Origin of the sequence: Ideonella livida, assembly GCF_010499455.1 — a bacterium.
Classification (GTDB): Bacteria; Pseudomonadota; Gammaproteobacteria; order Burkholderiales; family Burkholderiaceae_C; genus Ideonella; species Ideonella livida.
The window spans coordinates 65,364-88,000 of sequence record NZ_JAAGOH010000015.1 but is presented as its reverse complement, the minus strand read 5'-3'; the positions used below and the strand labels follow the sequence as shown (position 1 = coordinate 88,000).

23 protein-coding genes and 2 tRNA genes are annotated in these 22,637 nt (G+C 67.6%); 12 read left to right on the top strand and 13 right to left on the bottom strand.

Annotated features, from left to right (window positions below):
* The first annotated feature begins 23 nt into the window (after positions 1-23).
* Both G3A44_RS13505 and G3A44_RS13500 read left to right on the top strand, forming a co-directional pair.
* Positions 24-2,048, top strand: a complete 2,025-nt coding sequence (locus G3A44_RS13505; RefSeq protein ID WP_163458044.1) for a M3 family metallopeptidase — start codon at positions 24-26, stop codon at positions 2,046-2,048.
* 96 nt (positions 2,049-2,144) lie between these two features.
* On the top strand, positions 2,145-2,783 hold the full coding sequence (locus G3A44_RS13500; protein ID WP_163458043.1) for a DUF4124 domain-containing protein: 639 nt from the start codon (positions 2,145-2,147) through the stop codon (positions 2,781-2,783).
* A 97-nt stretch (positions 2,784-2,880) separates the two neighbouring features.
* On the opposite strand, the gene G3A44_RS13495 is transcribed toward G3A44_RS13500, so the two are convergent.
* The 6 genes from G3A44_RS13495 to G3A44_RS13470 form a co-directional block, all read right to left on the bottom strand.
* Positions 2,881-4,164, bottom strand: a complete 1,284-nt coding sequence (locus G3A44_RS13495; protein WP_163458042.1) for a DNA recombination protein RmuC — start codon at positions 4,162-4,164, stop codon at positions 2,881-2,883.
* A 3-nt stretch (positions 4,165-4,167) separates the two neighbouring features.
* The gene (locus G3A44_RS13490; RefSeq protein ID WP_163458041.1) at positions 4,168-5,202 is read right to left on the bottom strand and encodes a 2-hydroxyacid dehydrogenase; all 1,035 of its coding nucleotides are present in this window, start codon (positions 5,200-5,202) and stop codon (positions 4,168-4,170) included.
* Between the two features lie 2 nt (positions 5,203-5,204).
* Positions 5,205-6,617: a sodium:proton antiporter gene (locus G3A44_RS13485; RefSeq protein ID WP_375138659.1), complete on the bottom strand. Its 1,413-nt coding sequence runs from the start codon at positions 6,615-6,617 to the stop codon at positions 5,205-5,207.
* Positions 6,618-6,716: 99 nt separating this feature from the next.
* Positions 6,717-7,415, bottom strand: a complete 699-nt coding sequence (locus G3A44_RS13480) for a nitroreductase (RefSeq protein WP_163458040.1) — start codon at positions 7,413-7,415, stop codon at positions 6,717-6,719.
* A gap of 51 nt (positions 7,416-7,466) precedes the next feature.
* Positions 7,467-7,925: an acyl-CoA thioesterase gene (locus G3A44_RS13475; protein WP_163458039.1), complete on the bottom strand. Its 459-nt coding sequence runs from the start codon at positions 7,923-7,925 to the stop codon at positions 7,467-7,469.
* Between the two features lie 95 nt (positions 7,926-8,020).
* On the bottom strand, positions 8,021-8,989 hold the full coding sequence (locus G3A44_RS13470) for a histone deacetylase family protein (protein WP_163458038.1): 969 nt from the start codon (positions 8,987-8,989) through the stop codon (positions 8,021-8,023).
* 253 nt (positions 8,990-9,242) lie between these two features.
* Here G3A44_RS13470 and G3A44_RS13465 point away from each other — a divergent pair, with 253 nt between their 5' ends.
* From G3A44_RS13465 to G3A44_RS13430, 8 genes are all read left to right on the top strand, one after another.
* Positions 9,243-9,785: a phasin family protein gene (locus G3A44_RS13465; protein ID WP_163458037.1), complete on the top strand. Its 543-nt coding sequence runs from the start codon at positions 9,243-9,245 to the stop codon at positions 9,783-9,785.
* 283 nt (positions 9,786-10,068) lie between these two features.
* On the top strand, positions 10,069-11,781 hold the full coding sequence (locus tag G3A44_RS13460) for a nitrite/sulfite reductase (RefSeq protein WP_163458083.1): 1,713 nt from the start codon (positions 10,069-10,071) through the stop codon (positions 11,779-11,781).
* A 20-nt stretch (positions 11,782-11,801) separates the two neighbouring features.
* Positions 11,802-12,290 carry a DUF934 domain-containing protein gene (locus G3A44_RS13455; protein ID WP_163458036.1) on the top strand — a complete coding sequence of 163 codons (489 nt, stop codon included), beginning with the start codon at positions 11,802-11,804 and terminating at the stop codon, positions 12,288-12,290.
* On the top strand, positions 12,287-13,078 hold the full coding sequence (locus G3A44_RS13450; protein ID WP_163458035.1) for a phosphoadenylyl-sulfate reductase: 792 nt from the start codon (positions 12,287-12,289) through the stop codon (positions 13,076-13,078). Before G3A44_RS13455 ends, G3A44_RS13450 begins: the two co-directional genes overlap by 4 nt.
* Positions 13,079-13,082: 4 nt before the next feature.
* Positions 13,083-13,850 (top strand): uroporphyrinogen-III C-methyltransferase, encoded by a 768-nt coding sequence (gene cobA / locus G3A44_RS13445; RefSeq protein ID WP_239061870.1) that lies wholly within the window; start codon positions 13,083-13,085, stop codon positions 13,848-13,850.
* Between the two features lie 96 nt (positions 13,851-13,946).
* Positions 13,947-14,270, top strand: a complete 324-nt coding sequence (gene fdxA / locus G3A44_RS13440; RefSeq protein WP_163458033.1) for a ferredoxin FdxA — start codon at positions 13,947-13,949, stop codon at positions 14,268-14,270.
* 93 nt (positions 14,271-14,363) lie between these two features.
* Positions 14,364-14,439: transfer RNA gene (locus tag G3A44_RS13435), tRNA-Asn, on the top strand.
* 60 nt (positions 14,440-14,499) lie between these two features.
* Positions 14,500-14,575 (top strand) — tRNA-Asn (locus G3A44_RS13430).
* Between the two features lie 86 nt (positions 14,576-14,661).
* Here the strand turns inward: G3A44_RS13430 and G3A44_RS13425 are convergent.
* From G3A44_RS13425 to G3A44_RS13395, 7 genes are all read right to left on the bottom strand, one after another.
* Positions 14,662-15,681 carry an IS30 family transposase gene (locus tag G3A44_RS13425; RefSeq protein ID WP_375138658.1) on the bottom strand — a complete coding sequence of 340 codons (1,020 nt, stop codon included), beginning with the start codon at positions 15,679-15,681 and terminating at the stop codon, positions 14,662-14,664.
* Positions 15,682-15,825: 144 nt separating this feature from the next.
* Positions 15,826-17,004: an ABC transporter substrate-binding protein gene (locus G3A44_RS13420; RefSeq protein WP_163458032.1), complete on the bottom strand. Its 1,179-nt coding sequence runs from the start codon at positions 17,002-17,004 to the stop codon at positions 15,826-15,828.
* A gap of 118 nt (positions 17,005-17,122) precedes the next feature.
* The gene (locus G3A44_RS13415; RefSeq protein WP_163458031.1) at positions 17,123-17,725 is read right to left on the bottom strand and encodes a TetR/AcrR family transcriptional regulator; all 603 of its coding nucleotides are present in this window, start codon (positions 17,723-17,725) and stop codon (positions 17,123-17,125) included.
* Positions 17,726-17,748: 23 nt separating this feature from the next.
* Positions 17,749-19,056, bottom strand: coding sequence for a phenylacetate--CoA ligase PaaK (paaK, locus tag G3A44_RS13410; protein WP_163458030.1), 1,308 nt, complete (start codon positions 19,054-19,056; stop codon positions 17,749-17,751).
* 73 nt (positions 19,057-19,129) lie between these two features.
* Positions 19,130-19,594, bottom strand: a complete 465-nt coding sequence (gene paaI / locus G3A44_RS13405) for a hydroxyphenylacetyl-CoA thioesterase PaaI (protein WP_163458029.1) — start codon at positions 19,592-19,594, stop codon at positions 19,130-19,132.
* A gap of 39 nt (positions 19,595-19,633) precedes the next feature.
* Positions 19,634-20,479, bottom strand: a complete 846-nt coding sequence (locus G3A44_RS13400; RefSeq protein ID WP_163458028.1) for an enoyl-CoA hydratase-related protein — start codon at positions 20,477-20,479, stop codon at positions 19,634-19,636.
* Positions 20,480-20,689: 210 nt separating this feature from the next.
* On the bottom strand, positions 20,690-21,142 hold the full coding sequence (locus G3A44_RS13395; protein ID WP_163458027.1) for a c-type cytochrome: 453 nt from the start codon (positions 21,140-21,142) through the stop codon (positions 20,690-20,692).
* Between the two features lie 192 nt (positions 21,143-21,334).
* Here G3A44_RS13395 and G3A44_RS13390 point away from each other — a divergent pair, with 192 nt between their 5' ends.
* Together G3A44_RS13390 and G3A44_RS13385 are read left to right on the top strand one after the other, a co-directional pair.
* Entirely contained in the window at positions 21,335-22,042 is a 708-nt protein-coding gene (locus tag G3A44_RS13390) for a cytochrome b/b6 domain-containing protein (RefSeq protein ID WP_163458026.1), read from the top strand.
* A gap of 84 nt (positions 22,043-22,126) precedes the next feature.
* Positions 22,127-22,615: a GNAT family N-acetyltransferase gene (locus G3A44_RS13385; protein WP_163458025.1), complete on the top strand. Its 489-nt coding sequence runs from the start codon at positions 22,127-22,129 to the stop codon at positions 22,613-22,615.
* Positions 22,616-22,637: the final 22 nt, after the last annotated feature.

Here is a 22,637-nt window from a genome sequence, read left to right as displayed (position 1 = left end):
GCCCTCCAGACGCCTTTGCCCGCATGAGCAACCCCCTGCTGCAGTTCGACTCGGCCATCGCCTTCGATGCCATCCGCCCCGAGCACATCACTCCCGCCCTGGACGAGCTGCTGACGCAGGCCCGCCAGGCGCTGGAGCAGGCCGTCGGGCCCGATGTGCCGGCCGACTATGACGCCCTGGCCGCTGTGCTGTCGGTGGCCACCGAGCGGCTGGGACGCGCCTGGGGGGTGGTGAACCACCTGGCCCATGTGGCCGACACGCCAGCACTGCGGGCCGCGCATACCGAGAACTTGCCCAAGATCACCGAGTTCTACACCCGCCTGGGCAGCGACGAGCGGCTCTACGCCAAGTACAAGGCGCTGGCCGCCAGCCCGGCAGCGCAGTCGCTGAGCCCGGCGCGGCGTCAGGCCCTGTCTCATTGGCTGCGCGATTTCCGCCTGGGGGGGGCCGACCTGCTAGGGGCCGCCAAAGAGCGCTTCGCGGCCCTGCAGGACCGCATGGCCGAGCTGGGCCACAGTTTCTCCCAGCACGTGATGGACGCCACCGACGCCTTCAAGCTCTACCTGCCGCCAGAGCGGCTGGCGGGGATGCCCGAGGACGTGGTGGCGGCCGCCCGCGCAGCCGCCCAGGCCGATGGCCAGCCCGGCTGTAAGCTCACCCTGCACATGCCGAGCTACCTGCCGGTGATGCAGTACGCAGCCGACCGCAGCTTGCGAGAGACGCTCTACCGCGCCTACGTCACCCGTGCCAGCGAACAGGGCCCCGCAGCCCTGGACAACGCCCCGGTGATGGCCGAGCTTCTCACCCTGCGCGCGGAGGAGGCCAACCTGCTGGGCTTCGGCAGCTACGCCGACGTCTCCCTGGCGACCAAGATGGCCGACAGCCCCGCCCAGGTGCTCGAGTTCCTGCGGGACTTGGCGCGACGTGCGCGCCCCAGCGCCGAAAAGGACCTGGCGGACCTGCGCCAGTTCGCCGCGGCCGAGTTGGGCATCGATACCCTGCAGCCTTGGGACACCGCCTACGTGGGCGAGAAGCTCAAGGAGGCCCGTTATGCCTTCAGCGAGCAGGAGGTCAAGGCCTACCTGCCCCTGCCCAAGGTGCTCAAGGGCCTGTTCGGCATCATCGAGACCCTGTTTGAGGTGGCCATCTGTCCGACGACCGCTCCCGTCTGGCATGAGACGGTGCAGTGCTTCCGCATCGAGCGGCACGGCGCGCTGGTGGGCGAGTTCTACCTGGATCCGCACGCCCGCGTGGGCAAGCGCCCGGGCGCCTGGATGGACAGCGCCCGCGACCGCTGGCAGCGGCCTGACACCGGCACCCTGCAGACGCCGGTGGCTTACCTGGTGTGCAACTTCGCGCCGCCGGTGGGGGCACGCCCGGCCCTGCTGACCCACGACGACGTGATCACCTTGTTCCATGAGTTCGGTCATGGCCTTCACCACCTGCTCACCCGGGTGGAGGAGCTCAGCGTCTCCGGCATCGGCGGGGTGGAGTGGGACGCGGTGGAACTGCCCAGCCAGTTCATGGAGAACTTCTGCTGGGAGTGGGAGGTGCTCCAGCACCTCAGCGGGCATGTGGACAGCGGCGAGCCGCTGCCGCGCGCGCTCTACGACAAGATGCTGGCGGCCAAGAATTTCCAGTCTGGTCTCCAGACGCTGCGCCAGGTGGAGTTCGGCCTGTTCGACATGCGCCTGCATGCCGAAGCAGGCAGTGCCACCCAGGTGCAGGCCATCGCACAGGAGGTGCGGCAGGAAGTGGCCCTGATCCAGCCGCCGCCCTACGCGCGGCCGGCCAACACCTTCTCCCACATCTTTGCGGGCGGCTATTCGGCCGGCTACTACAGCTACAAATGGGCGGAAGTGCTCTCAGCGGACGCCTGGAGCGCCTTTGAGGAGACGAGCGCGCTGGACGTGGCGACGGGCCGGCGTTACCGTCAGGAGATCTTGGAGGTGGGTGGCAGCCGGCCGGCGCTGGAGAGTTTCAAGGCCTTCCGAGGCCGTGAGCCCCGCATCGACGCGCTGCTGCGCCATCAGGGCATGGCCGCCTGAAGCAGGCGCCGGTGGCGCCGGCGCAGGTGGGCGGCGGCTCGCCGCTCCAGGAGCCGATCGCCACCTTCCCATCCCGCCACCCTGTTTTCGCCCTCCATGCGCCGCACCTCTCCCCTTGCGCGTTGTGGCGCCGGTCTTGCCGGCCTGCTGCTGCTCTTGTCCGCCTCGCCCTTGCTGGCCCAATACCGCATCGTCGGCCCGGATGGCAAGGTCACCTACAGCGACCAGCCACCGCCCCCCGGCAGCACCGGAACCACGTTGCGCCTGCCCACCGAAACCGGTGGCGGCGCGCCCTCCACCGCCAACCTGCCCAAGGCCTTGGCGGATGCGGTGCGGCAGTTCCCGGTCACGCTCTATGCCCGCAAGGACTGCCGCGCCTGCGACATGGGACGTGACTACCTGCGCAAGCGGGGCATCCCGTTCAAGGAACTGAGCGTGGAGACGGCGGCGGATGCCTTGGTGCTCAAACGCCTGACCGGCGAGCAGACACTGCCGGTGTTGCTGGTGGGCAAGCAGCAGAGCAAGGGCACGGGTCCGGACTGGGCCCAGTTGCTGGACGCGGCCGGGTATCCCGAGGAATCCCAGCTGCCCCGCAATTACCAAGCGCCGCCGGTGCGGCCGCTGGCACCGCCAGTGGCTACTGCCCCTGCCGCGTCGCAACCCCCGGAGGCTCCACCCGCGGCGCCTCCTGCACCGCCGGCCAATCCGGGCAATGCGCCGCGGATCGTGTTCTGAAACACCTCACCGACCCGGGCCCATGGCCAGCACCGCGCCAGCGGGTTTGGGGTGAAGAGGCCCAAGTCAAGGCTCAGACCGCGGCGCGGGCCGCTGCTCAGTCCGGGGCCTCAGCAGCCGGCGAGGCCTGACCCGGCAGGGCCTCCACGTCGCGCAGGCGCCGGGCCATGGCCCGCGTGCGCACCTCGGCAGACTCGATGCTCTGGCTGGCCTCTTCCAGTTTGCGGCGGGTCTTGGCCAGCACCTCCCCAAAACGGCCGAACTCGGCCTTGACCCCGCCCAGCACCTCCCAGACTTCCGTGCTGCGCTGCTCCAGCGCCAGCGTGCGGAAACCCATCTGCAGGCTGTTGAGCAATGCCAGCAGGGTGGTCGGCCCGGCCAGCACCACCTGATGCTCGCGCTGCAAGGCCTCCACCAGGCCCGGCCGGCGCAGGGCTTCGGCATACAAACCCTCGGTGGGGAGGAACAGCAGGGCGAAATCGGTGGTGTGGGGGCTGGCCACATACTTGTGGCGGATGGTCTTAGCCTCCGTCCGCAGTCGCTGCTCCAGCGCCCGGGCCGCCTGCTCGGCGGCCACAGCGTCCGCCGCGTCCTGGGCGGCCTGCAGACGCTCGTAGTCCTCGCGGGGAAACTTGGCGTCGATCGGCAGCCAGACCGGGCCCAGTCCCGGGCCCCGCCCTGGCAGCCGCAGGGCAAACTCCACCCGCGCCCCACTGCCCGGCACCGTCTCCACATTCGTGGCGTACTGCTCCGGCGCAAAGACCTGCTCCAGCAGACCTGCCAGCTGAAGCTCACCCAACACCCCACGGCTCTTGACGTTGCCCAGCACCCGGCTCAGAGAGCCCACGTCGCGGGCCAGCCCCTGCATCTCGCCGAGCCCCTGGTGCACCTGCTCCAACCGTTCAGCCACCTGGCGAAAGCTCTCGCCCAGGCGCTGCTCCAGGGTGGCGTGCAGTTTTTCGTCCACCGTGGCGCGCATTTGTTCAAGCTTGCGCTCGTTGCCATCTTGCAGGGCGGCCAAGCGCTGCTCCACCGCCAGCCTCAGCTCGGCCACGCGCCGATCCAGCCCCTCACTCAGGCTGCGCAATTGCGCCTGCTGGGTGCGACCCAGTTCAGCCCCCTGGGCCATCAAGGTGCGCTGCGCCACAGCCAGGCCCTGGTGCTGTTCCGCACGGCCCGCGCGGGCGTTGTCCTGGATCTCGTCGCGCAGCTCGCGCTCCAGACGCTCCAGCGTCTGCTGCTGGGCGCGGAGCGCCTCAGCCAGGTCGACCAGCGGCTGCGGTGGCGCCATGGCTGGCCGGCGCCAGGTCAAGACGACCAGCAGCGCCAAGTTCAGCAGCAGCAGGACCAACCCGACCACAGCCCACAGAGGCGTCTCCATGTCTCAGCCCGGCTGCCGAAGCGCCAGCACTTGCGGATTGAGCGCCGTGGGCGGTTCGCCCCCGGTCAGGGCCGCCACCAGGTTGTCGGCTGCCAGCAGCGCCATGGCACGGCGGGTAGCCAAACTGGCGCTGGCGATATGAGGCGTGAGCACCACGTTGGACAGCGCCAGCAATTCGGGATGCACCTGAGGCTCGCCTTCGAAGACGTCCAGACCCGCCGCGGCCAGCTGCCCTTGGCGCAAGGCCCGCGCCAGGGCGGCGTCGTCCACGACACCGCCACGGGCAATGTTGGTGAGAGTGGCCGTGGGTTTCATCCGGGCCAGCTCCGCGGCCCCCACCAGATGGTGGCTTTCCGGACCATACGGCACCACGATGACAAGGTGGTCCGCTTCGGCCATCAAGGCATCACGCTCGAGCCACTGCGCCCCCAGCGACGCCTCGGTGGGGGCGGGTAGCCGGCTGCGGTTGTGGTAGACCAGTCGCATGCCAAATCCCAGGACGCCGCGACGGGCGATCGCCTGCCCGATGCGGCCCATGCCCAGGATGCCCAGTGTGCTGCCGTGCACATCGGCGCCGGCAAACAGGTCGTAGCGCCAGGCTTTCCAATCCCCGCGGCGCAGAAAGTGCTCGGACTCGCTGAGGCGCCGCGCCGTGGCCATCATCAGCGCAAAGCCGAAGTCGGCGGTGGTTTCCGTCAACACGTCCGGGGCATTGCTGACCAGCACGCCCCGTGCGGTGCAGGCCTGCAGGTCGATGTTGTTGTAGCCGACGGCCATGCTGCAGACCGCCCGCAGCCGCGGACAGGCCTGCAGCAGCGCAGCGTCGATCTGCTCGACACCGGCGATGAAGACCCCCTCGCAGTCCTGCAGCGCGTGAGCCAGGGCGGGACCTTGCAGGGCCACGTCGCTGTCGTGGCTGCGCAGGTCGAAATGCTGGCCGAGCCGCTCGTGCACCTCGGCAAAGACCGGGCGGGCCACCAGCACCCGGGCCCGGGGTGCAGACCCGGTTGCAGCTTCCCTCAGGACATCGTTTGCCATGGTCAGAACCAGATCCAAGTCATCACCAGGAACAGCGGAATCAGAATGCCGCCGGACCAGAGCATGTAGCCGAAGAAACTGGGCATGCGCACGCCGCGCTCCTCGGCGATGGCCTTGACCATGAAGTTCGGGGCGTTGCCAATGTAGGTGTTGGCCCCCATGAACACCGAGCCCGCCGAGATCGCGGCCAGGGTGGTGGCCAGCGTGGTCATCAGCACCTGAGGATCACCGCCGGCCAGGTTGAAGAACACGAGGTAAGTCGGCGCGTTGTCCAGGAAGGAGCTGAGGGCCCCGCTGATCCAGAAGTAGGCCCAGGGCAGCGGCTGGCCGTCAGGTCCGGTCACCGCGCGGGTGACGGCGGCAAAGGCGCCCGCCTCCCCCGCCTTGAGCATGGCCAGCACCGGCACCATGGTCAGGAAGATGCCGATAAACAGCTTGCCCACCTCCTGCATGGGCCCCCAGGAGAACTGGTTGGCCTCGCGCACGCCTTTGGGGGTGATGGCCAGGGACAGGAAGGTCAGCGCCACCAGGCCCAGGTCACGCAGGACCTGCTCCAGCCCCACCTCCTGCCCCAGCAAGGGCACGGTGATGCCGGGCTTCCAGGTGCCGCTCATCAGCACCAGACCCACCACCCCAGCCAAAGGCAGGAAGTTGATGGCACCGTCCAAACCAAAGCGGTGGTCGTCCGGCGTCGGGTCGGCCGGCGTCACGCCTTCCTTGCGGTACCAGTAGCTGTCCACCACAAAGAACAGGGTCAGCAGCGCGCCGACCAGGAACAGTGTCTCCGGAAAGATGTGGCGGATCGTCCAGGTGAATTCCACACCCTTGAGGAAACCCAGGAACAGGGGCGGATCGCCCAGCGGCGTGAGGGAGCCGCCGGCGTTGCTGACGATGAAGATGAAGAACACCATGACATGGGTGACGTGGCGGCGGTTGTCATTGGCGCGGATCAGCGGTCGGATCAACAGCATGGAGGCGCCCGTGGTCCCCATCAGGCTGGCCAGTGCCGCCCCGCCCGCCAGCAGGCCGGTGTTGAGCAGCGGACTGCCGTGCAGGTTGCCGCGCACATAGATGCCGCCGGCCGCCGTGAACAACGCCGTCAGCAAAATGATGAAGGGCAGGTACTCGGCCACCAGGGTGTGGCTGACCAGTCCCACCGCAACGCCAGGCCCCTGCAAAACCGCAAACGGCAGCAAGAAAGCCAGCGACCAACCGGCGGCCACCTTGCCGAAATGGTGGTGCCAAAAGAACGGCACCAGCAATGGCATCAGCGCGATGGACAGCAGCATGCCCGCAAAGGGCACGCCCCACCAGGCGCCCAAGCTGGCGCCGTCAAGTTCAGCCGCACCGGCCCACATGGGCGCCAGTCCCAGCCCCAGGGCCCATCCCGCCCGCATCAGGCGCTTGCAGTTCATCGACGTCCTTCTTTCTTGCTCGCCCGCCCCCGGGCGGGGGGCTCAGGCGGGGCGCGATTCTAGGAAGCCGTCTCTGAAGATGGGTTGAATGCCCGCTGATCAGGCCTCCAGAAACCGGGTAAACCCCGAGACGGGTTCGCGCTCAGTGACCAGCGAGTTCTCCACCGCCGCCGGGTCGGCATGGCCCAGCGCCATGCCGCACACCACCATCTGGTCCGCGGCCAGCCCCAGTTCCTCCTGGATGAGCCGATGGAACTGCGTGAACGCCGCCTGCGGACAGGTGTCTAAGCCCCGCGCGCGGGCCGCCACCATCACGTTCTGCAGGAACATGCCGTAGTCCAGCCAACTGCCCTGCCCCATCAGGCGGTCGATCGTGAAGATCAACCCGACCGGCGCCCCGAAGAATTGAAAGTTGCGCGCATGCTGGGCATGCATACGCAGCTTGTCCGCCTTGCCGATGCCCAGCAGGCCGTACAGGTCCCACCCCACCTTGCGCCGGCGGTCGATGTAGGGCGACACCCATTGCCGGGGGTAATAGTCATATTCCTCGGCGTGCGCCTCCCGCTGGGCTGGGTCATCGAAGGCCTCGCCCAGACGTCGCGTGAAGCGCTGCAGCGCGGCACCGGTGAGCACATGCACCTGCCAGGGCTGGGTGTTGGTGCCCGAGGGGGCCCGGGCGGCCACCGCCAGGATGTCTTCTATCTGGGCCCGCGGCACCGGCGTGCTCAGGTAGGCCCGCATGGAATGGCGTCCGGTGATGGCCGCATCGACTGCGGCGATGGCGTCTGAGGGGTTCATGGGAAGCTGGTCCAAGAAGAGAAAGGCCGGAACACCGGCGGACTCACGGCCTCAGTTGCACAGAGGCTGGAGGGCCGTCTTGAGCGCCTGCGGCAAGGGCACCGGCCGCCGGCTCTGACGGTCCACATAGACATGGACAAAGTGGCCGGCCGCCGCGGTGGTGGACTCACCGTGCGCAAACAGGCCGATCTCGTAGCGCACGCTGGAGCTGCCCAGGTGCGCCACACGCAGACCCGCCTCGATGGACTGGGGAAAGGCCAGCGGGGCAAAGTAGTTGCACTGGGTCTCGATGACCAGGCCGATGGTGGCGCCGGCCTGGATGTCGAGGACCCCGGCGTCGATCAGGTAGCCGTTGACCGCCGTGTCGAAGTAGCTGTAGTACACGACGTTGTTGACATGCCCATAGACGTCGTTGTCCATCCATCGGGTGGCGATCGGACGGAAGGCTCGATAGGTGTCGCGGTGCTGGGGATGGGGCCGCGGCGCAGGGATGGTGGTCATGGCGGTCATGGCAGTCATGGTGGAAGGCGGACGGGCTCCCAAGGCGAGAGAAGCTGAAGAGGGGTTTGGCGTGGCGCAACGCCCTGGGGCGGTGGACCTCTGTCTCATGCGAGGGCCGATTGCACCGGCGAGGCACCGCGGGGGCCCGCCTGCCAGCGCACCCAATGCTCCCAGGCCAAGCAGAGGGTGCGGCATTGCAGCCCCACCGTGGTGGCAATGTCTCGTCCGTAGCCCCCGGCCATGCTCAAGGCCACCGGAATGCGCCGCGCGGCCAAGGCGTCCAGCACACGGCGGTCGCGCATCGCCAGTCCTTCGGCGCTGAGCTTGAGCCGGCCCAGGCGGTCGTCCTCATGCGGATCGGCCCCAGCCAAATAGAAGCACAACCCCACCGGTCGATCCTGCAACCGTTGCCAGACGCTGGACAGGGCCTCGTCCAGGGCTGAGAGGTAGGGCGCGTCCGTGCAACCGTCGGGCAACTCCACGTCCAGGTCAGAGGCCTCCTTGCGGAAGGGAAAGTTGCGGGCCCCATGCAGCGACAGGGTGAAGACCGAGGCATCCCCCTGGAAGATGGCCGCCGTGCCGTTGCCCTGGTGGACGTCCAAGTCGATCACCAGCACCTGCAGCGGCTCAGGCCGATGGCGGCGGTGCTCGGCCTGCATCAGGCGCGCCGCCACCGCCACGTCGTTGAACACGCAGTAGCCCGAGCCGCGGTCCGCGTAGGCATGGTGGGTCCCGCCCGCCAGGTTGGCGGCCACCCCTTCGCGCAACGCGGCCCGGGCCGCGGCCACGGTGGCCCCGACCGAGCGGCAGGAGCGCTCCGCCATCTGGGGGGACCAAGGAAAGCCGATCTCACGCGCCTGCTGTGGGCTCAGGGTCCCCTGTGCCACCGCCTGCACGTATTGCGGATGGTGCACCAGCGCCAATTCCCCCTCGCTGGCGGCGGGTGCAGGCGCCAGCCGCACGCCGGGCAACGCCTGCGCTACCCGCTCCCGGAGCATGGCGTACTTGGCCATCGGGAAACGGTGGCCCGGCGGCAGCGGCAGTTCGTGGTGGTCTGAGGTGTAGGCCAGCATGGCATGTGGAAGGAGGATCTGCCCCCATTCTTGGCCAGCCGCCGAGCACCAGCCTGTCTCCTGCGCGAAAGCCCCGCAAGGGCCGCCCCCGCGGCAAAACGCACACGCGCCGCAGCGGTGGATGAAACTTTTGTTGCGCTGCACAAAAAACACTTGCGCAGCAGTTCTCCGCCCCCCATACTGGGAACCATGTTGCAGCGCACAAAAGTCTGGCTGCCACAACTTCCCTCAACCGAGACTCCGGAGAAATGCCATGCTGACTGCTGAACAACTGGTCGCTGCCCAGAAGGCCAACGTCGAGACCCTGTTCGACCTCACCAACAAGGCCTTCGAAGGCGTGGAAAAGCTGGTCGAGCTGAACCTGCAAGTGGCCAAGGCCTCGCTGAGCGAAACCGCCGACTCCACCAAGGCGGCCCTGTCCGTGAAGGACGCCCAGGAACTGCTGGCCCTGCAAGCCGGCATGCTGCAGCCGTCCGCTGAGAAGGCCGCTGCCTACAGCCGCCAGCTGTACGACATCTTTGCCGCCACCAACGCCGAAGTGGTGAAGGCCGCCGAAGCCACCCTGACCGACGCCCAGAAGAAGTTCGCCGCTTCCTTCGACAGCGCCGTCAAGAACGCCCCTGCCGGCACTGAGAACGCCGTGGCCCTGGTGAAGTCGGCCATGGCCGCTGCCACCAACGCCTACGAGAGCGTGCAGAAGGCCGCCAAGCAAGCCGCCGAAGTGGCTGAAGCCAACTTCCAGGCCGTGACCGCCACCGCCGTCAAGGCTGCCCCCAAGACCACCCGCAAGGCCTGAGGGCCCTGAGGGTGTCGCGGCGAGCGCTTGGCGCACGCCGTTACGCTTGTCTCCTCGGTACCTTCGAACGCACACCGTTCCGGTACCCTTCAAGACCCGGCCATGGCCGGGTTCTTTTTTTTCGGAGGAGGTCGCAGCCACCGCTGACCGCTCCATCGGTCGGCTGCAGGACCTCTGTGCCGCGCTTTATTCCTCAGGAGAATAAAGAGATAAAAAAGAAGTCGTTCACAAGCATATGAGGAATCCGCAGAATGCCGCCTTGGCATCAGCTGCCCCGATCCCCATGTACCAGTACACCGACTTCGACCGCCAGTTCATCCGTCAACGCGCCGCGCAGTTCCGCGACCAGCTCGATCGCAACTTGGCCGGCGAGCTGGCCGACGACGACTTCCGTCCGTTGCGCCTCCAGAACGGCTGGTACATCCAGCGCCACGCCCCCATGCTGCGCGTGGCCATCCCCTACGGCGAACTGCACAGCCGCCAACTGCGCCAGCTGGCCGTGATCGCCCGCGACCTGGACCGCGGTTTCGGCCACTTCACCACTCGGCAAAACCTGCAGTACAACTGGATTGCGCTGCCCAAAGCCGCTGATGCCATGGACCTGCTGGCCGAGGTGGACATGCACGGCATCCAGACCAGCGGCAACTGCATCCGCAACATCACCACCGACTGCTTTGCTGGCATTGCCCCGGACGAGATCGTCGATCCGCGCCCGTACTGCGAGATCCTGCGCCAGTGGAGCACGCTGCACCCTGAGTTCGCCTTCCTGCCGCGCAAGTTCAAGATCGCGGTCAGTGGCGCCGCCGAAGACCGCGCCGCCATTGCCTGGCATGACGTCGGTCTGCAACTGCTCAAGAATGACGCCGGCGAGGTGGGCTTCAAGGTCTACGTGGGCGGCGGCATGGGCCGCACGCCCGTGATCGGTTCGGTGATCAACGCCTTCGTGCCCTGGCAGCAGATCCTGATTTATCTCGAGGCCATCGTCCGCGTCTACAACCGCTTCGGCCGCCGCGACAACGCCTACAAGGCCCGGATCAAGATCCTGGTCAAGGCCGAGGGCCAGAAGTACTTCGACGCCGTCAACGCCGAGTTCGACAAGATCCTCAACGTGGATGCAGGCGGCCGCGACCACCTCATCCCGGCCAGCGAACTGGACCGTGTGGCGGTGCACTTCCAGGATCCGGCGGGCGTCCGTCCGGCGGTGGGTGGTTTTGACCCGCACCGCACCGGCCAGGCCCCTGCCGCCTTCCTGCGCTGGCTGGAGCGCAACGTCCACGGCCACCGCGTCTCCGGCTACCGCGCCGTCACCCTGTCGCTCAAGCGCCCGGGCCAGGCCCCTGGCGATGTGACCAGCGAGCAGATGGAATTGGCCGCCACCATGGCCGACCGCTACTCGCTGGGTGAGCTGCGCGTGTCGCACGACCAAAACCTGGTGCTGCCCTGGGTGCGTGAGGCTGACCTGCTGGCGGTGTGGCATGCGGCCACGGACGCCGGCTTCGCGCTGCCCAACATCGGCCTGCTGACCGACATGATCGCCTGCCCTGGCGGTGATTTCTGTGCCCTGGCCAATGCCCGCTCCATCCCGATCGCCGCGGACATCACCGAACGTTTCGACGATCTCGACGCGCTCTACGACCTGGGCGACATTGACCTGCACATCAGCGGCTGCATGAACTCCTGCGGCCACCACCACACCGGGCACATCGGCATCCTCGGCGTCGACAAGGATGGCAAGGAGTGGTACCAGGTGTCGGTGGGGGGCTCCGACGGCTCCACGCTGAGCGGCGCCCCGCTGCCCGGCAAGGTGATCGGCCCGTCGTTTGCGGCGGAGGAAGTGGCTGACGTGGTCGAGGCGCTGATCGAGGTGTACCGCCGCGAGCGTCAGGCGGGCGAGCGCTTTGTGGACACCGTGCGCCGTGTGGGCGTGCCCCCGCTGCGCGCCGCCACCGATGCCGTGCGCCACGCGACCGCCCGTGACGAAGCCCTGACTGCCTGACCCCCCTCGGATCTCCTGCCATGCAATTCATCTCTTCGCACGACAACACCTGGCACACCGTGGGCGGTGAGGACGGTCCGCAGCCGCACCCCAAGCCCGTCGACCATGCCCTTCTGACCCTGGAACAGTGGCATGCGGTGCGCGACACCTGGCCCGCGGGCCTGGCCACCGGCGTGATCCTGGCCAACACCGCCGAAGTCGAGGAACTCGCTGCCGACCTGCCACGACTGGCCCTGGTGGTGCTGCAGTTCCCCAAGTGGACCGATGGCCGGGCCTACAGCCAGGCCCATGTGCTGCGTGCCCGCCTGCGTTACAGCGGCGAGGTGCGCGCCAGCGGCGACGTGCTGGTAGACATGGTGCCCCTGCTGGCCCGGACCGGCTTCAGCCAGGTGCGCCTGCGCCACGACCAGAACGAGGAGAGCGCCCGCCGCACCCTCACCCACATCCCGTCCCACTACCAGGGTGACGCCACCCAAGCGCGCCCCCTGTTCGCCAGGACCGCCGCATGACCACCTCCGCCGTCGAGTTCTCCGCCCTGCCCGACCTGGGCGGCTCCAGTGCCATCGGCCTGTATGCGCGCCACACCCCGGGCCATGAGGAGCGTGTGGCCCAGACTGTGGCTTGGCTGCATGAAGCGGCCGAGGCCCATCCCGGCCGCATTGTGCTGGCCAACAGCCTGGGCGCCGAGGACATGGTGCTCACGGACCTGATCGCCCGCCACCAACTGCCCATCGCCATCGGCACCTTGGAGACCGGTGCCCTGCACGCCGAAACCCTGGCCCTGGTGCCCCAGATCGAAGCGCGCTACGGCCTGAAGGTGGAGCTCTACCGCCCGCAGGCAGAGGCGGTGGTGCACTTCGTGCGCAAGCATGGCGAAAAGGCCATGTACGAGAGCATCGAGCTGCGCAAGGCCTGCTGCCAAGTCCGCAAGCTGGAGCCCCTGGGCCGCATGCTGGCCGACCGCAGCGCCTGGGTCACCGGCCTGCGTCGCGAGCAGTCGGCCAACCGCAGCACCATGACCGACCGCGAGACCGAACCCAATGGCCGCGTGAAGTTCAATCCGCTGCTGGAATGGACCTGGGCAGACATCTGGCACTACATTGCGCAGCATCAGGTCCCCCACAACGTGTTGCACGACCAGTTCATGCCCAGCATCGGCTGCGCCCCCTGCACCCGCGCCATCGCCGTGGGCGAGGAGTTCCGCGCCGGTCGCTGGTGGTGGGAAGACGAGAAGGCCAAGGAATGCGGCCTGCACGTGCGCCAGACCCAGCATGACGACACCTCCGTCGCCGCCTGATCCCTTGCCCGGCCCTGTCCCGGCGGGCTCTCCGGGGCGTGTCGTCTTCATCGGCGCCGGCCCGGGCAGCGCGGACCTCATCACCGTGCGGGGTGCCCGCGCCTTGGGTCAGGCCAGCGTGGTGCTCGCCGACGCCTTGGTGGACCCTGCGCTGCGCGAATATTGCCCCGATGCCCAGTGGATCCACGTGGGCAAGCGCGGCTTCCAGGACAGCACACCGCAGGCCGAGATCAACCGGCAGTTGGTGGCCCATGCCTTGGCGGGCCACCGTGTGGCCCGACTCAAGGGCGGAGACCCCAGCGTCTTTGGTCGCCTGGAGGAAGAAATCCAGGCCCTGTTGGCCGCCGCCATCGACTTCGAGGTCATCCCGGGGGTCACGGCGGCGCTGGCCGCTGCCGCAGCCGCCGGTCGCCCACTCACCCGCCGCGGGTCCGGCCGCAGCGTGAGCCTGACCACGGCGATGACCCGCGACTTTCTGATCCAGCCGCAGCGGGCCGGCGAGACGCAGGTCTTCTACATGGCCGGTCGACACCTGCCGGACCTGGCCCGGCACCTGCTGGCCCAGGGCTGGCCGCTGCAGACCCGCGTCTACACCGTCAGCCGCGCGGGCTGGCCGGATCAAAAAGCCAGCGAGCACGCGCTGGACGACCTGGAACGTGCCGCCGATTTGCATGCGGGTCGGCCCACCGTGGTCACCATCGGTGTGGGTGCCGCGCCGCTGTCTCCCTGCACGCTTGCGGATCATCACGCCAGCCCTGACGCCAACGCCTAAAATGTTGGGTTTTGCCGGGCGCCGCCAGCGGCCCCGCAGCCCTTCGCACCCCCTGGATCCCGGGGCCTATGGCCTCACCCTACTGACCTTGACCCCATGACCCACGTCGTCACCGAAGCCTGCGTCCGCTGCAAGTACACCGACTGCGTCGACGTCTGCCCCGTCGATTGCTTCCGCGAAGGCCCCAACTTCCTGGCCATCGATCCCGATGAGTGCATCGACTGCGCCGTCTGCATCCCCGAGTGCCCGGTCAACGCCATCCTGCCCGAAGAGGACGTGCCCGCCGACCAGCAGGTCTACATCCAGCTCAACGCCGATCTGGCCAAGTCCTGGCCCAGCATCACCAAGCGCAAGAGCCCGCTCCCGGACGCCGAGGAGTGGAAGGACCGCAAGAACAAGCTCAGCGAAATCGTTCGCTGAGACCCGGCAAGCCCGCCGCGAAACTTTTTTAGAGTGAATCGCAAAAAGGGCTTGCAAAGCTGAAAAGCTTGCCCCTATAATCATAGGCTCAGTTCCCCGATAGCTCAGTCGGTAGAGCGCCGGACTGTTAATCCGTAGGTCCCTGGTTCGAGCCCAGGTCGGGGAGCCAAAGAACTGAAGTTAAGACGCCAAGGTGCCACCGTTTGCCTTGGTCGACATACCAAACCCTTCCCCGATAGCTCAGTCGGTAGAGCGCCGGACTGTTAATCCGTAGGTCCCTGGTTCGAGCCCAGGTCGGGGAGCCAAGTTAAAAAGCCCGCTAAGCATGCTTAGCGGGCTTTTTTCTTGGCGTTCTCAAGTCTGAAATGCAACACCCCACCGGATTGCATCATCAATGAACCGCGGCCACGTCCTGTTCGGCAACGCGCTGCATCATCTCGCGGAAGGCCTGGATCGGGCTGCGCCAGCCCAGGGTCTGCCGCGGTCGGTTGTTGAGCAGGTCCGCGATCGCATCCAGCGCTTGCTGATCATGCACCGACAGGTCCGTGCCCTTGGGCAGCATCTGGCGCAGCAGCCCGTTGGTGTTCTCGCAGCTGCCGCGTTGCCACGGCTTGTACGGATCGCAGAAGTACACCCGAATCTTGGTGTTGAGCGCCAGCTCGCGGTGCCGAGCCATCTCCTTGCCCCGGTCGTACGTCAAGGTCTTGCGCATCGGTTCGGTGATCGAGTTCAGCTTGGCCGTGAAGCCCGCCAGCGCCGACTCCGCGGTCGCGTCGGGCATCCACGCCAGCAGCACCAGGCGCGTCGTGCGCTCCACCAGCACGCCCACGCAGGATTTGTTGCCCGCGCCCTTGATCAGGTCACCCTCCCAGTGGCCCGGCATCACGCGGTCTTCCACCTCGGGCGGGCGCACATGGATGCTCACCATGTCGGGCAACTGGCCGCGCCGGTCCTTGCCAGCCGAACGCGGCCTGCGCCCCGTCTGACCATGGCGCAGACACGCCAGCAGCTGCTTGCGCAGATCGCCTTTGGGGTACGCGTATATCGCGTTGTAGATCGTCTCGTGCGACACGTGCATCCCGGCATCATCAGGCCAAAGCTGGCGGAAGACCTTGGCGATCTGCTGTGGCGACCACAGGTTCATCAGCTGGTGCGCGACGATCGGCCACAGCGGGCCGCAGACATCCAGCTTGCGCGGCGAACGCGCGGCCACTCGGCGGGCTCGGCAGGCCGCGTCCGCCGCCTTCGACGTGTAGCCCGTGGCCGTCGAATTGCGCTTGAGCTCCCGGCTCAGACTGCCCGCACTGCGCCCGAGCACCTGCCCGATCTGCCGCAGGCTCTGACCCTGCTGCCGCAGCGCCGCCAACGTCACGCGCTCTTCGGCCTGCATCTGCTGGAATCGTCTCGTCATCTCCACACCTTACCGGATGGCGAGGTGTTGCATTTCAGACTTGAGAACGCCCTTGCTTGATCCTGGCCATCCGCAGAATCGGCGGGCCGGTTGACTTCGCCTGCAAGCAGCCCTGGCCGGGCCGTCCCGGCCAGGTGGTGGGGATCAGAGCCCGCCCTGGTACTTCCAAGCCCCGTTTTCGATCTTGACCATCACACGCGAGCGCTGGTCCAGGCCCAGGTGATCGCCCGGCGAGGTGGTGAAAATGCCGTGGGCGCCGGGAACTTCCTTGAGCTGCTCCAGGGCATCACGCAGGGCGGCCCGGAACTCGGGTGTGCCGGGCTTGGCCTTCTTGAGGGCTTGCGGCACGGCGGCGGTCATCATCAGCCCAGCATCCCAGGCATGGGCACCGAAGGTGGACACACTGCCCTTGCCGTGCGCCGCCTCGTACTTGGCCACATAGGCCAGGGCGCTCTTCTTGACAGGATGGTCCGCCGGCAACTGCTCAGCCACCAGCACCGGTCCCGCCGGCAGGAAGGTGCCTTCGACGTTCTTGCCCCCCACGCGCAGGAAGTCGTTGTTGGCCACGCCGTGGGTTTGGTAGACCTTGCCGGCATAGCCCCGCTCCACCAGCGCCGCCTGCGGCAGCGCGGCCGGCGTTCCGGAACCGGCGATCAGCACGGCATCGGGCTTGGCAGCCATCACCTTGAGCACCTGGGCCGTGACCGAGGTGTCGGTACGGTTATAGCGCTCGCTGGCCACGATCTGCAGGCCCTTGATGCCGGCGGCCTTGGTGAACTCGCCGTACCAGCCTTCACCGTAGGCGTCAGCAAAGCCAATGAAGGCTACCGTCTTCACCTTCTGTGCACTCATGTGGCTGACGATGGCCAGCGACATCATGATGTCGTTTTGCGGCGTCTTAAACACCCAGCGCCGCTTGGCGTCCATGGGCTCAATAATGCGCGCCGAGGCCGCCATGGAGATCATGGGCACCTGGGCTTCGGCCACAGCGTCGATCATGGCCAGGGAGTTGGGGGTGGTGGTGGAACCCAGGATCACGTCCACCCGATCCTCGGTAATCAGGCGACGGGTGTTGGCCACGGCCTTGGTGGTGTCCGAGGCATCGTCCAGCACGATGTAGTTCACCTTCTGGCCGGCGATGGTGGTCGGCATCAGCGCGATGGTGTTCTTCTCGGGGATGCCGAGCGAAGCGGCCGGCCCGGTGGCCGAGACGGTCACGCCGACGTTGATCTGCGCCCAGGCACTGCCGGCCAGGGCCGTCAGACTCGTAAGGGCGGCCACGGCCAGCGTCTTCAGGGGGTGGCGGGGCTTGAGAGGGGTCATCAGGCTTGTCTCCTTGGGGCTCCCCGGGGGAAGCATGCGATGCGGCCGGCACGGTGTGCCCGCCAGGGTTCGCGCCTGTTGGCAGGCGTCTTGGATGTCTCGTCGGTCTGGAGGCTCTTCATGCTGGGCAGCGCACCGCGCCCAGGCCACCCAAAAACAGGTCTGCCACCATCGGGGCCATCTGCTCGGGCGTCAGGGGCTCACCCGGACGGAACCAGGTGAACATCCAGTTGATCATCCCGAACAGCAGCATGGTCAGGGGTTTGTGGAGGTCGGCGGCGCGCAGCTCCGGCCGCAGGGCCGACAGCGCGTCAGCAAACGCACCGACGACCTGCCGCTCGATGCTCAGCACCCGCTCACGGGCGTCTTCTGCCAGGAGGTTGACGTCTTCGGTGAGTACGCGGTGCTCGTTGGCCGCGCCGGCATAGGCCTGCACAAAGCGGGTGATGAGGCTGCGCAGCCGGGGCTCCGGCGGCAAGCCCTGTCCCAGCACCTCCTCGACCAGGGCATGCAGACGGCGCACGTGCCCTTCCGCCACCCGGGCCAGCAGTTCGTGCTTGTCGCGGACGTAGTGATAGAGGGCGGCCTTGGTGACCCCGCAGGCCGCCGCCACCTGGTTCATCGAGGTAGCGGCATACCCTTGTGCCGCAAACAGCGTGGCCGCCTGCGCCAGGATCAGGTCGAGCTGGTCGTCGTAGGCGGCGGAGCGGGGTCGGGCCATAGGCAAAACAATGCAGGGGTGGATCAGCGGCGGCGATTGTCAATGACCCGTCGCGCCTTGCCGACCAGGGTGCGCTCGATGGTCTCGGGCAGCCCCACTTTCACCGCGGCGGACACGCCGATCAGTGTCTTGATGCGGTGCTGCAGGGTGCGGGCCATTTCGTCGAGGTCGGCCCCGGCCTGACCGGGCAGGACTTCGCAACGCACTTCCAGGGCGTCCAGCGTGCCCTCTCGGCTGACCACAAGCTGGTACTGGCCCGAAAGGCCCGGGGTCTGCAGCACCAGCTCCTCAACCTGGGTGGGAAATAGGTTGACGCCGCGGATGATGAGCATGTCGTCGCTGCGGCCCACGATCTTGCCCATGCGGCGCATGCTGCGCGAGGTGGGGGGCAGCAGGCGGGTCAGGTCACGGGTGCGGTAGCGGATGATCGGGAAGGCTTCCTTGGTGAGCGAGGTAAACACCAGTTCGCCCTCGCTGCCATCGGGCAGCACCTCGCCCGTCTCGGGGTCGATGATCTCGGGATAGAAGTGGTCTTCCCAGATGACCGGACCATCCTTGCTCTCCACGCACTCGCTGGCCACGCCGGGGCCCATCACCTCGGACAGGCCGTAGATGTCCACGGCGTCGATGCCGGCTGAGGCCTCGATGTCGGCGCGCATGGCTTCGGTCCATGGCTCGGCCCCGAAAATCCCCACCGACAAGCTCATCGCACGCGGGTCTTTGCCCTGGCGGCGGAACTCCTCCACGATCACCTGCATGTAGCTCGGGGTGACCATGATGATGTCGGGGCGGAAGTCCTCGATCAGCTGCACCTGCTTCTCGGTCTGGCCCCCGCTCATGGGGATGACGGTGCAGCCCAGGCGCTCGGCGCCGTAGTGGGCGCCCAGCCCCCCGGTGAACAGACCGTAGCCATAGGCCACATGCACGATGTCGCCGGCACGCCCGCCGGCTGCGCGGATGGAGCGCGCCACCAGTCCCGCCCATCGGTCAATGTCGCCCTGGGTGTAACCCACCACGGTGGGTTTGCCGGTGGTGCCGGAGGAGGCATGCACCCGTACCACCTGTTCACGGGGCACCGCAAACAGTCCGAAGGGGTAATTGGCGCGCAGATCCGCCTTGGTGGTGAACGGGAACTTGGCCAGATCGGCCAGCGACTGGCAGTCACTCGGGTGCACGCCCTTGGCCTCAAAGGCCGCGCGGTAGTGCGGCACGTGGTCATACACACGCTGCAGCGTGGCCTGCAGGCGGGCCAGTTGCAGGGCCTGGATCTCGTCGCGGCTGGCGGTCTCGATGGGCTCCAGATCGCCGGGAGCGGGATGGCGGACAGGCATGGGGCTCCTTGTGTATTGAGGTGCTGAAGTGCCGGAAGACAAGGGAGAAGCGCGTCTGCGGCGGGTGACGCTTTCAGCCACTGGCCTGCGGAAGCAGCGACCGGCCCTTGAAGGTGTGGCTGCGCCCGCGGAACTGCGCCACCACCCGGCCCTGCTGGTTGCACACCTCGATGTCATACAGGCCCGCACGCCCACCGCGGCTGACTTCGCGGGCGCTGGCGGTGAGCTCGTCGCCCAACTGGGCTGGGGCCAGCAATTCGATGCTGAAACCCGACGCGACCGTGACCTCGTTGTAGGCGTTGCAGGCGTAGGCAAAAGCGGAGTCGGCCAGCGTGGCGATCAACCCCCCATGGCAGATCGCATGGCCATTGACCATGTCCTCTCTCACGGTCATGGACACGGTGGCGCGGCCGGGTGCCACCTGCAACACGCGCAGACCCAGGGCCTGGCAGGCCCGGTCTCCGGCCCACATGGCGTCTCGGCAGGCCTCGGCCAGGGCTTGGGGGTCTGTGGGGATAGAAGGGTGGTAGTGGCTCATGGGGGAACGCAGGCCCTTGCCCGCGGACGGACGTAGGGGTCAGCGGTCGCGAAAGACGGGTGCACGCTTGGCGGTGAAGGCTTCCACGCCTTCGCGGAAGTCATGGGCCCGGCCAAGCTCCCGCTGCCAGTGGGCCTCCTGGTCCAGCGCCGCAGCCATGTCGAGCTGCACAGCCTGGTCCAAGCACTGGCGGGTGACCGCCAGGGCCCGGGTCGACATGGCGGCCAGGCGATGGGCCAAGGCGGTCACGGCTTCGTCGAGCTGGGCATCGTCCACACAACGCCAGATCAAACCCAGACGCTCGGCCTCCTCGGCCGGCAGTCTTTCGCCGGTGAGTGCCAAGCCCAGGGCGACCGCGCGCCCGGCCAGGCGCGGCAGCAGCCAAGTGCCGCCGCAGTCCGGGATCAGTCCGATCTTCGAGAAGGCCTGGATGAAACTGGCGCTGCGCCCGGCGACCACCATGTCGCAGCCCAACGCCAGGTTGGCCCCCGCCCCGGCCGCCACGCCCTGCACCCGCGCCAGCACCGGCACCGGCATGCGCCGCAGCAGCAGCGCCAAGGGTTTGTAGTGCGCCTCGATCACGGCACCGATGTCGACGGTGCCCTCGGGGCCCGGGGCCATGTCGGGGTCGTGGAGGTCTTGCCCGGCGCAAAAACCGCGGCCAGCACCAGTCAGTACCACGCAACGCACACCCGGATCCTGCGCCGCCGCCTCCAGCGCCTCACGCAGCTGGCGGTGGAGAGCGGCGGTGAAGCTGTTGAGCGCGGCCGGCCGGTTGAGGGTGAGGGTGCGCACCGCGCCGTCCTGATTGACCAGGACCAGAGGCTCAGTCGTCAAGCGTGTCTCCTGCCGGCTTGGCCGCCTGGGTCTGGAGGCCCAGGTCATTCGTTAACCAACCGGTCAGCGAATGGTAGGAAAGCCGGCCCTTTGACGCAAGACAACGACAGCCGGGGCTTACCCGTGCTTTCCCCAGCCCCATCCTCCTCCCGTGTCATCGCACTGCAGGCGGGTCAAGAGAACCATGAAAAAGGCCCGCCAAACGGCGGGCCTCCCATGAGCACGGACCATGGACCGCTTGCGCGGATTCAGGCCACCTCAGTCCTTCTTGAAGCTGTCGTGGCAGGCCTTGCAGCTCTTGCCGGTCGCGCCCAGGGCAGCTTTGAGCTGGTCTAGGTTGCCGGTCTTGGCGGCGGCCTGCAACTTGACCACCTCATCCTGATAGGCCTGGGAGGCCTGCTTGAACTTGTCGCCCTGGCTCCACACCTCGGGCTTGGCATCCGTGTTGCCTACGTTGGTCCCTTCCCCAAACGCCGACCAGGGCAGCGGGGCCAGCATGGCCACCAGGTTGGCATTGGCCTCGGCCAGCTTGGGGTCAAACGGCGCCTTGCCCTCAGCCATGGCGCGCAAGCGACTCATGTGCTGCGACGTGACGGTGAACACCGACTTGCGGTACTTCACGGCCTGTTCAGGCTTCTGGAACTGCGCCGCAGCCGGCATGGCCATCATCAGGCACAGGGGGGCCACGCAGGCCAGGATCAGACGTTTCATGCAACCTCCGGGGTGTGATGCGAAATGGCGCCGGAATCGCCCCAACGGGCGGTTCCACCGGCGCCGCCGTCCAGTGTACGCAGCCTCCACCAGGAACCACGCCCCACCAGGCCGGTCCTCCCGCGCGCCCGTCACCTCTGTATGCTGAGCACCCACACTCATCGCCGCACTGCGGCACCAGCCCGATCTAACATGTCCGCCCCTTCAGCTTCCGAACAGCGCGTACGCGTCTGGGACCTTCCCACCCGTCTCTTTCACTGGACCCTGCTGGTCGCCGTGGTCACCCTCGTGGTCACCGGCAACATTGGCGGCAATGCCATTGACATTCATGCCCGCGTCGGCATGGGCGTGCTGGCCCTTTTGGCCTTTCGCTGGATATGGGGCCTCATCGGTGGCCGCTGGTCACGCTTCTGGGTGTTCGTGCCCAGCCCGGCACGCCTGATCCGTTACCTCAGGGGCCGCGCCACGGCACAGGACCATCCACAGGCCGGCCACAACCCGATGGGCGCGTTCTCGGTGCTGGCCATGCTGGGCATCCTCAGCGCCCAAGCCCTGACCGGCCTGGTCATCGATGATGAGATCGCGTTCTCGGGGCCCTTGGTGTCGCTGGTCAGCGGCGGACTGGTTTCTGCCAGCTCCAGTTGGCACCGCGGCTGGGGTGCAGACCTGCTCCTGCTGCTCATCGGCCTGCATGTGTTGGCCATCGTGTTCTACCGCTTGGTCAAGCGCCGCCGCCTGGTCAAGGCCATGGTGACGGGCGATGAGGACCTGCCAACGGGTACGCCCGCGGCGCGCGATGATGCACTGACCCGCCTGCTGGCCGCCGTGGTGCTGGCCGCCTGCGGCGCCGGCGCCTGGTGGATCTGGCAATGGGGACAGTCCCAGTCGGCAGGCTTCTGACCGATAAGGGCAGGATTTTCCCGCTGCCGCGGGGCCGCAGGCCCCTTAGACTCCGGCGCTCCTTCGGCCCTCACCTGCACCTCCATGGTCCAGCACTGCCTGCAGATCCGCGCCCCACTGCCCGACGAAATGGACTCGGTGCGCGAGATTTTTGAAGAGTACGCCCGGGGGTTGGGCGTGGACCTGTGCTTCCAGAACTTCCAGCAGGAGCTGGCTGAGCTGCCGGGCGCCTATGCGGAGCCGGCCGGCCTGCTGCTGCTGGCCTGGGTGGACGGTCAGGTGGCCGCCTGTGGGGCTTTCCGTCCCTTGCCCGAGGCGGACGTGGCCAATGCCTGCGAGATGAAGCGACTGTACGTTCGCCCCGCCTTCCGCCGGCTGGGACTGGGCCGGCAGCTGGCGCAGGCCCTACTGGATGGCGCCACGCAGGCCGGCTACTCGGCCATGCTGCTCGACACGCTGGACGACATGGAGGCCGCCCGTGAGCTCTACGCCACGCTGGGCTTCCGGGAAGTCCCGCCCTACTACTACAACCCCCTGCCCGGTGCGCACTACCTGTGCGCCCACCTGGGCTGATGGACGGGCAGGCCAGGCGCCT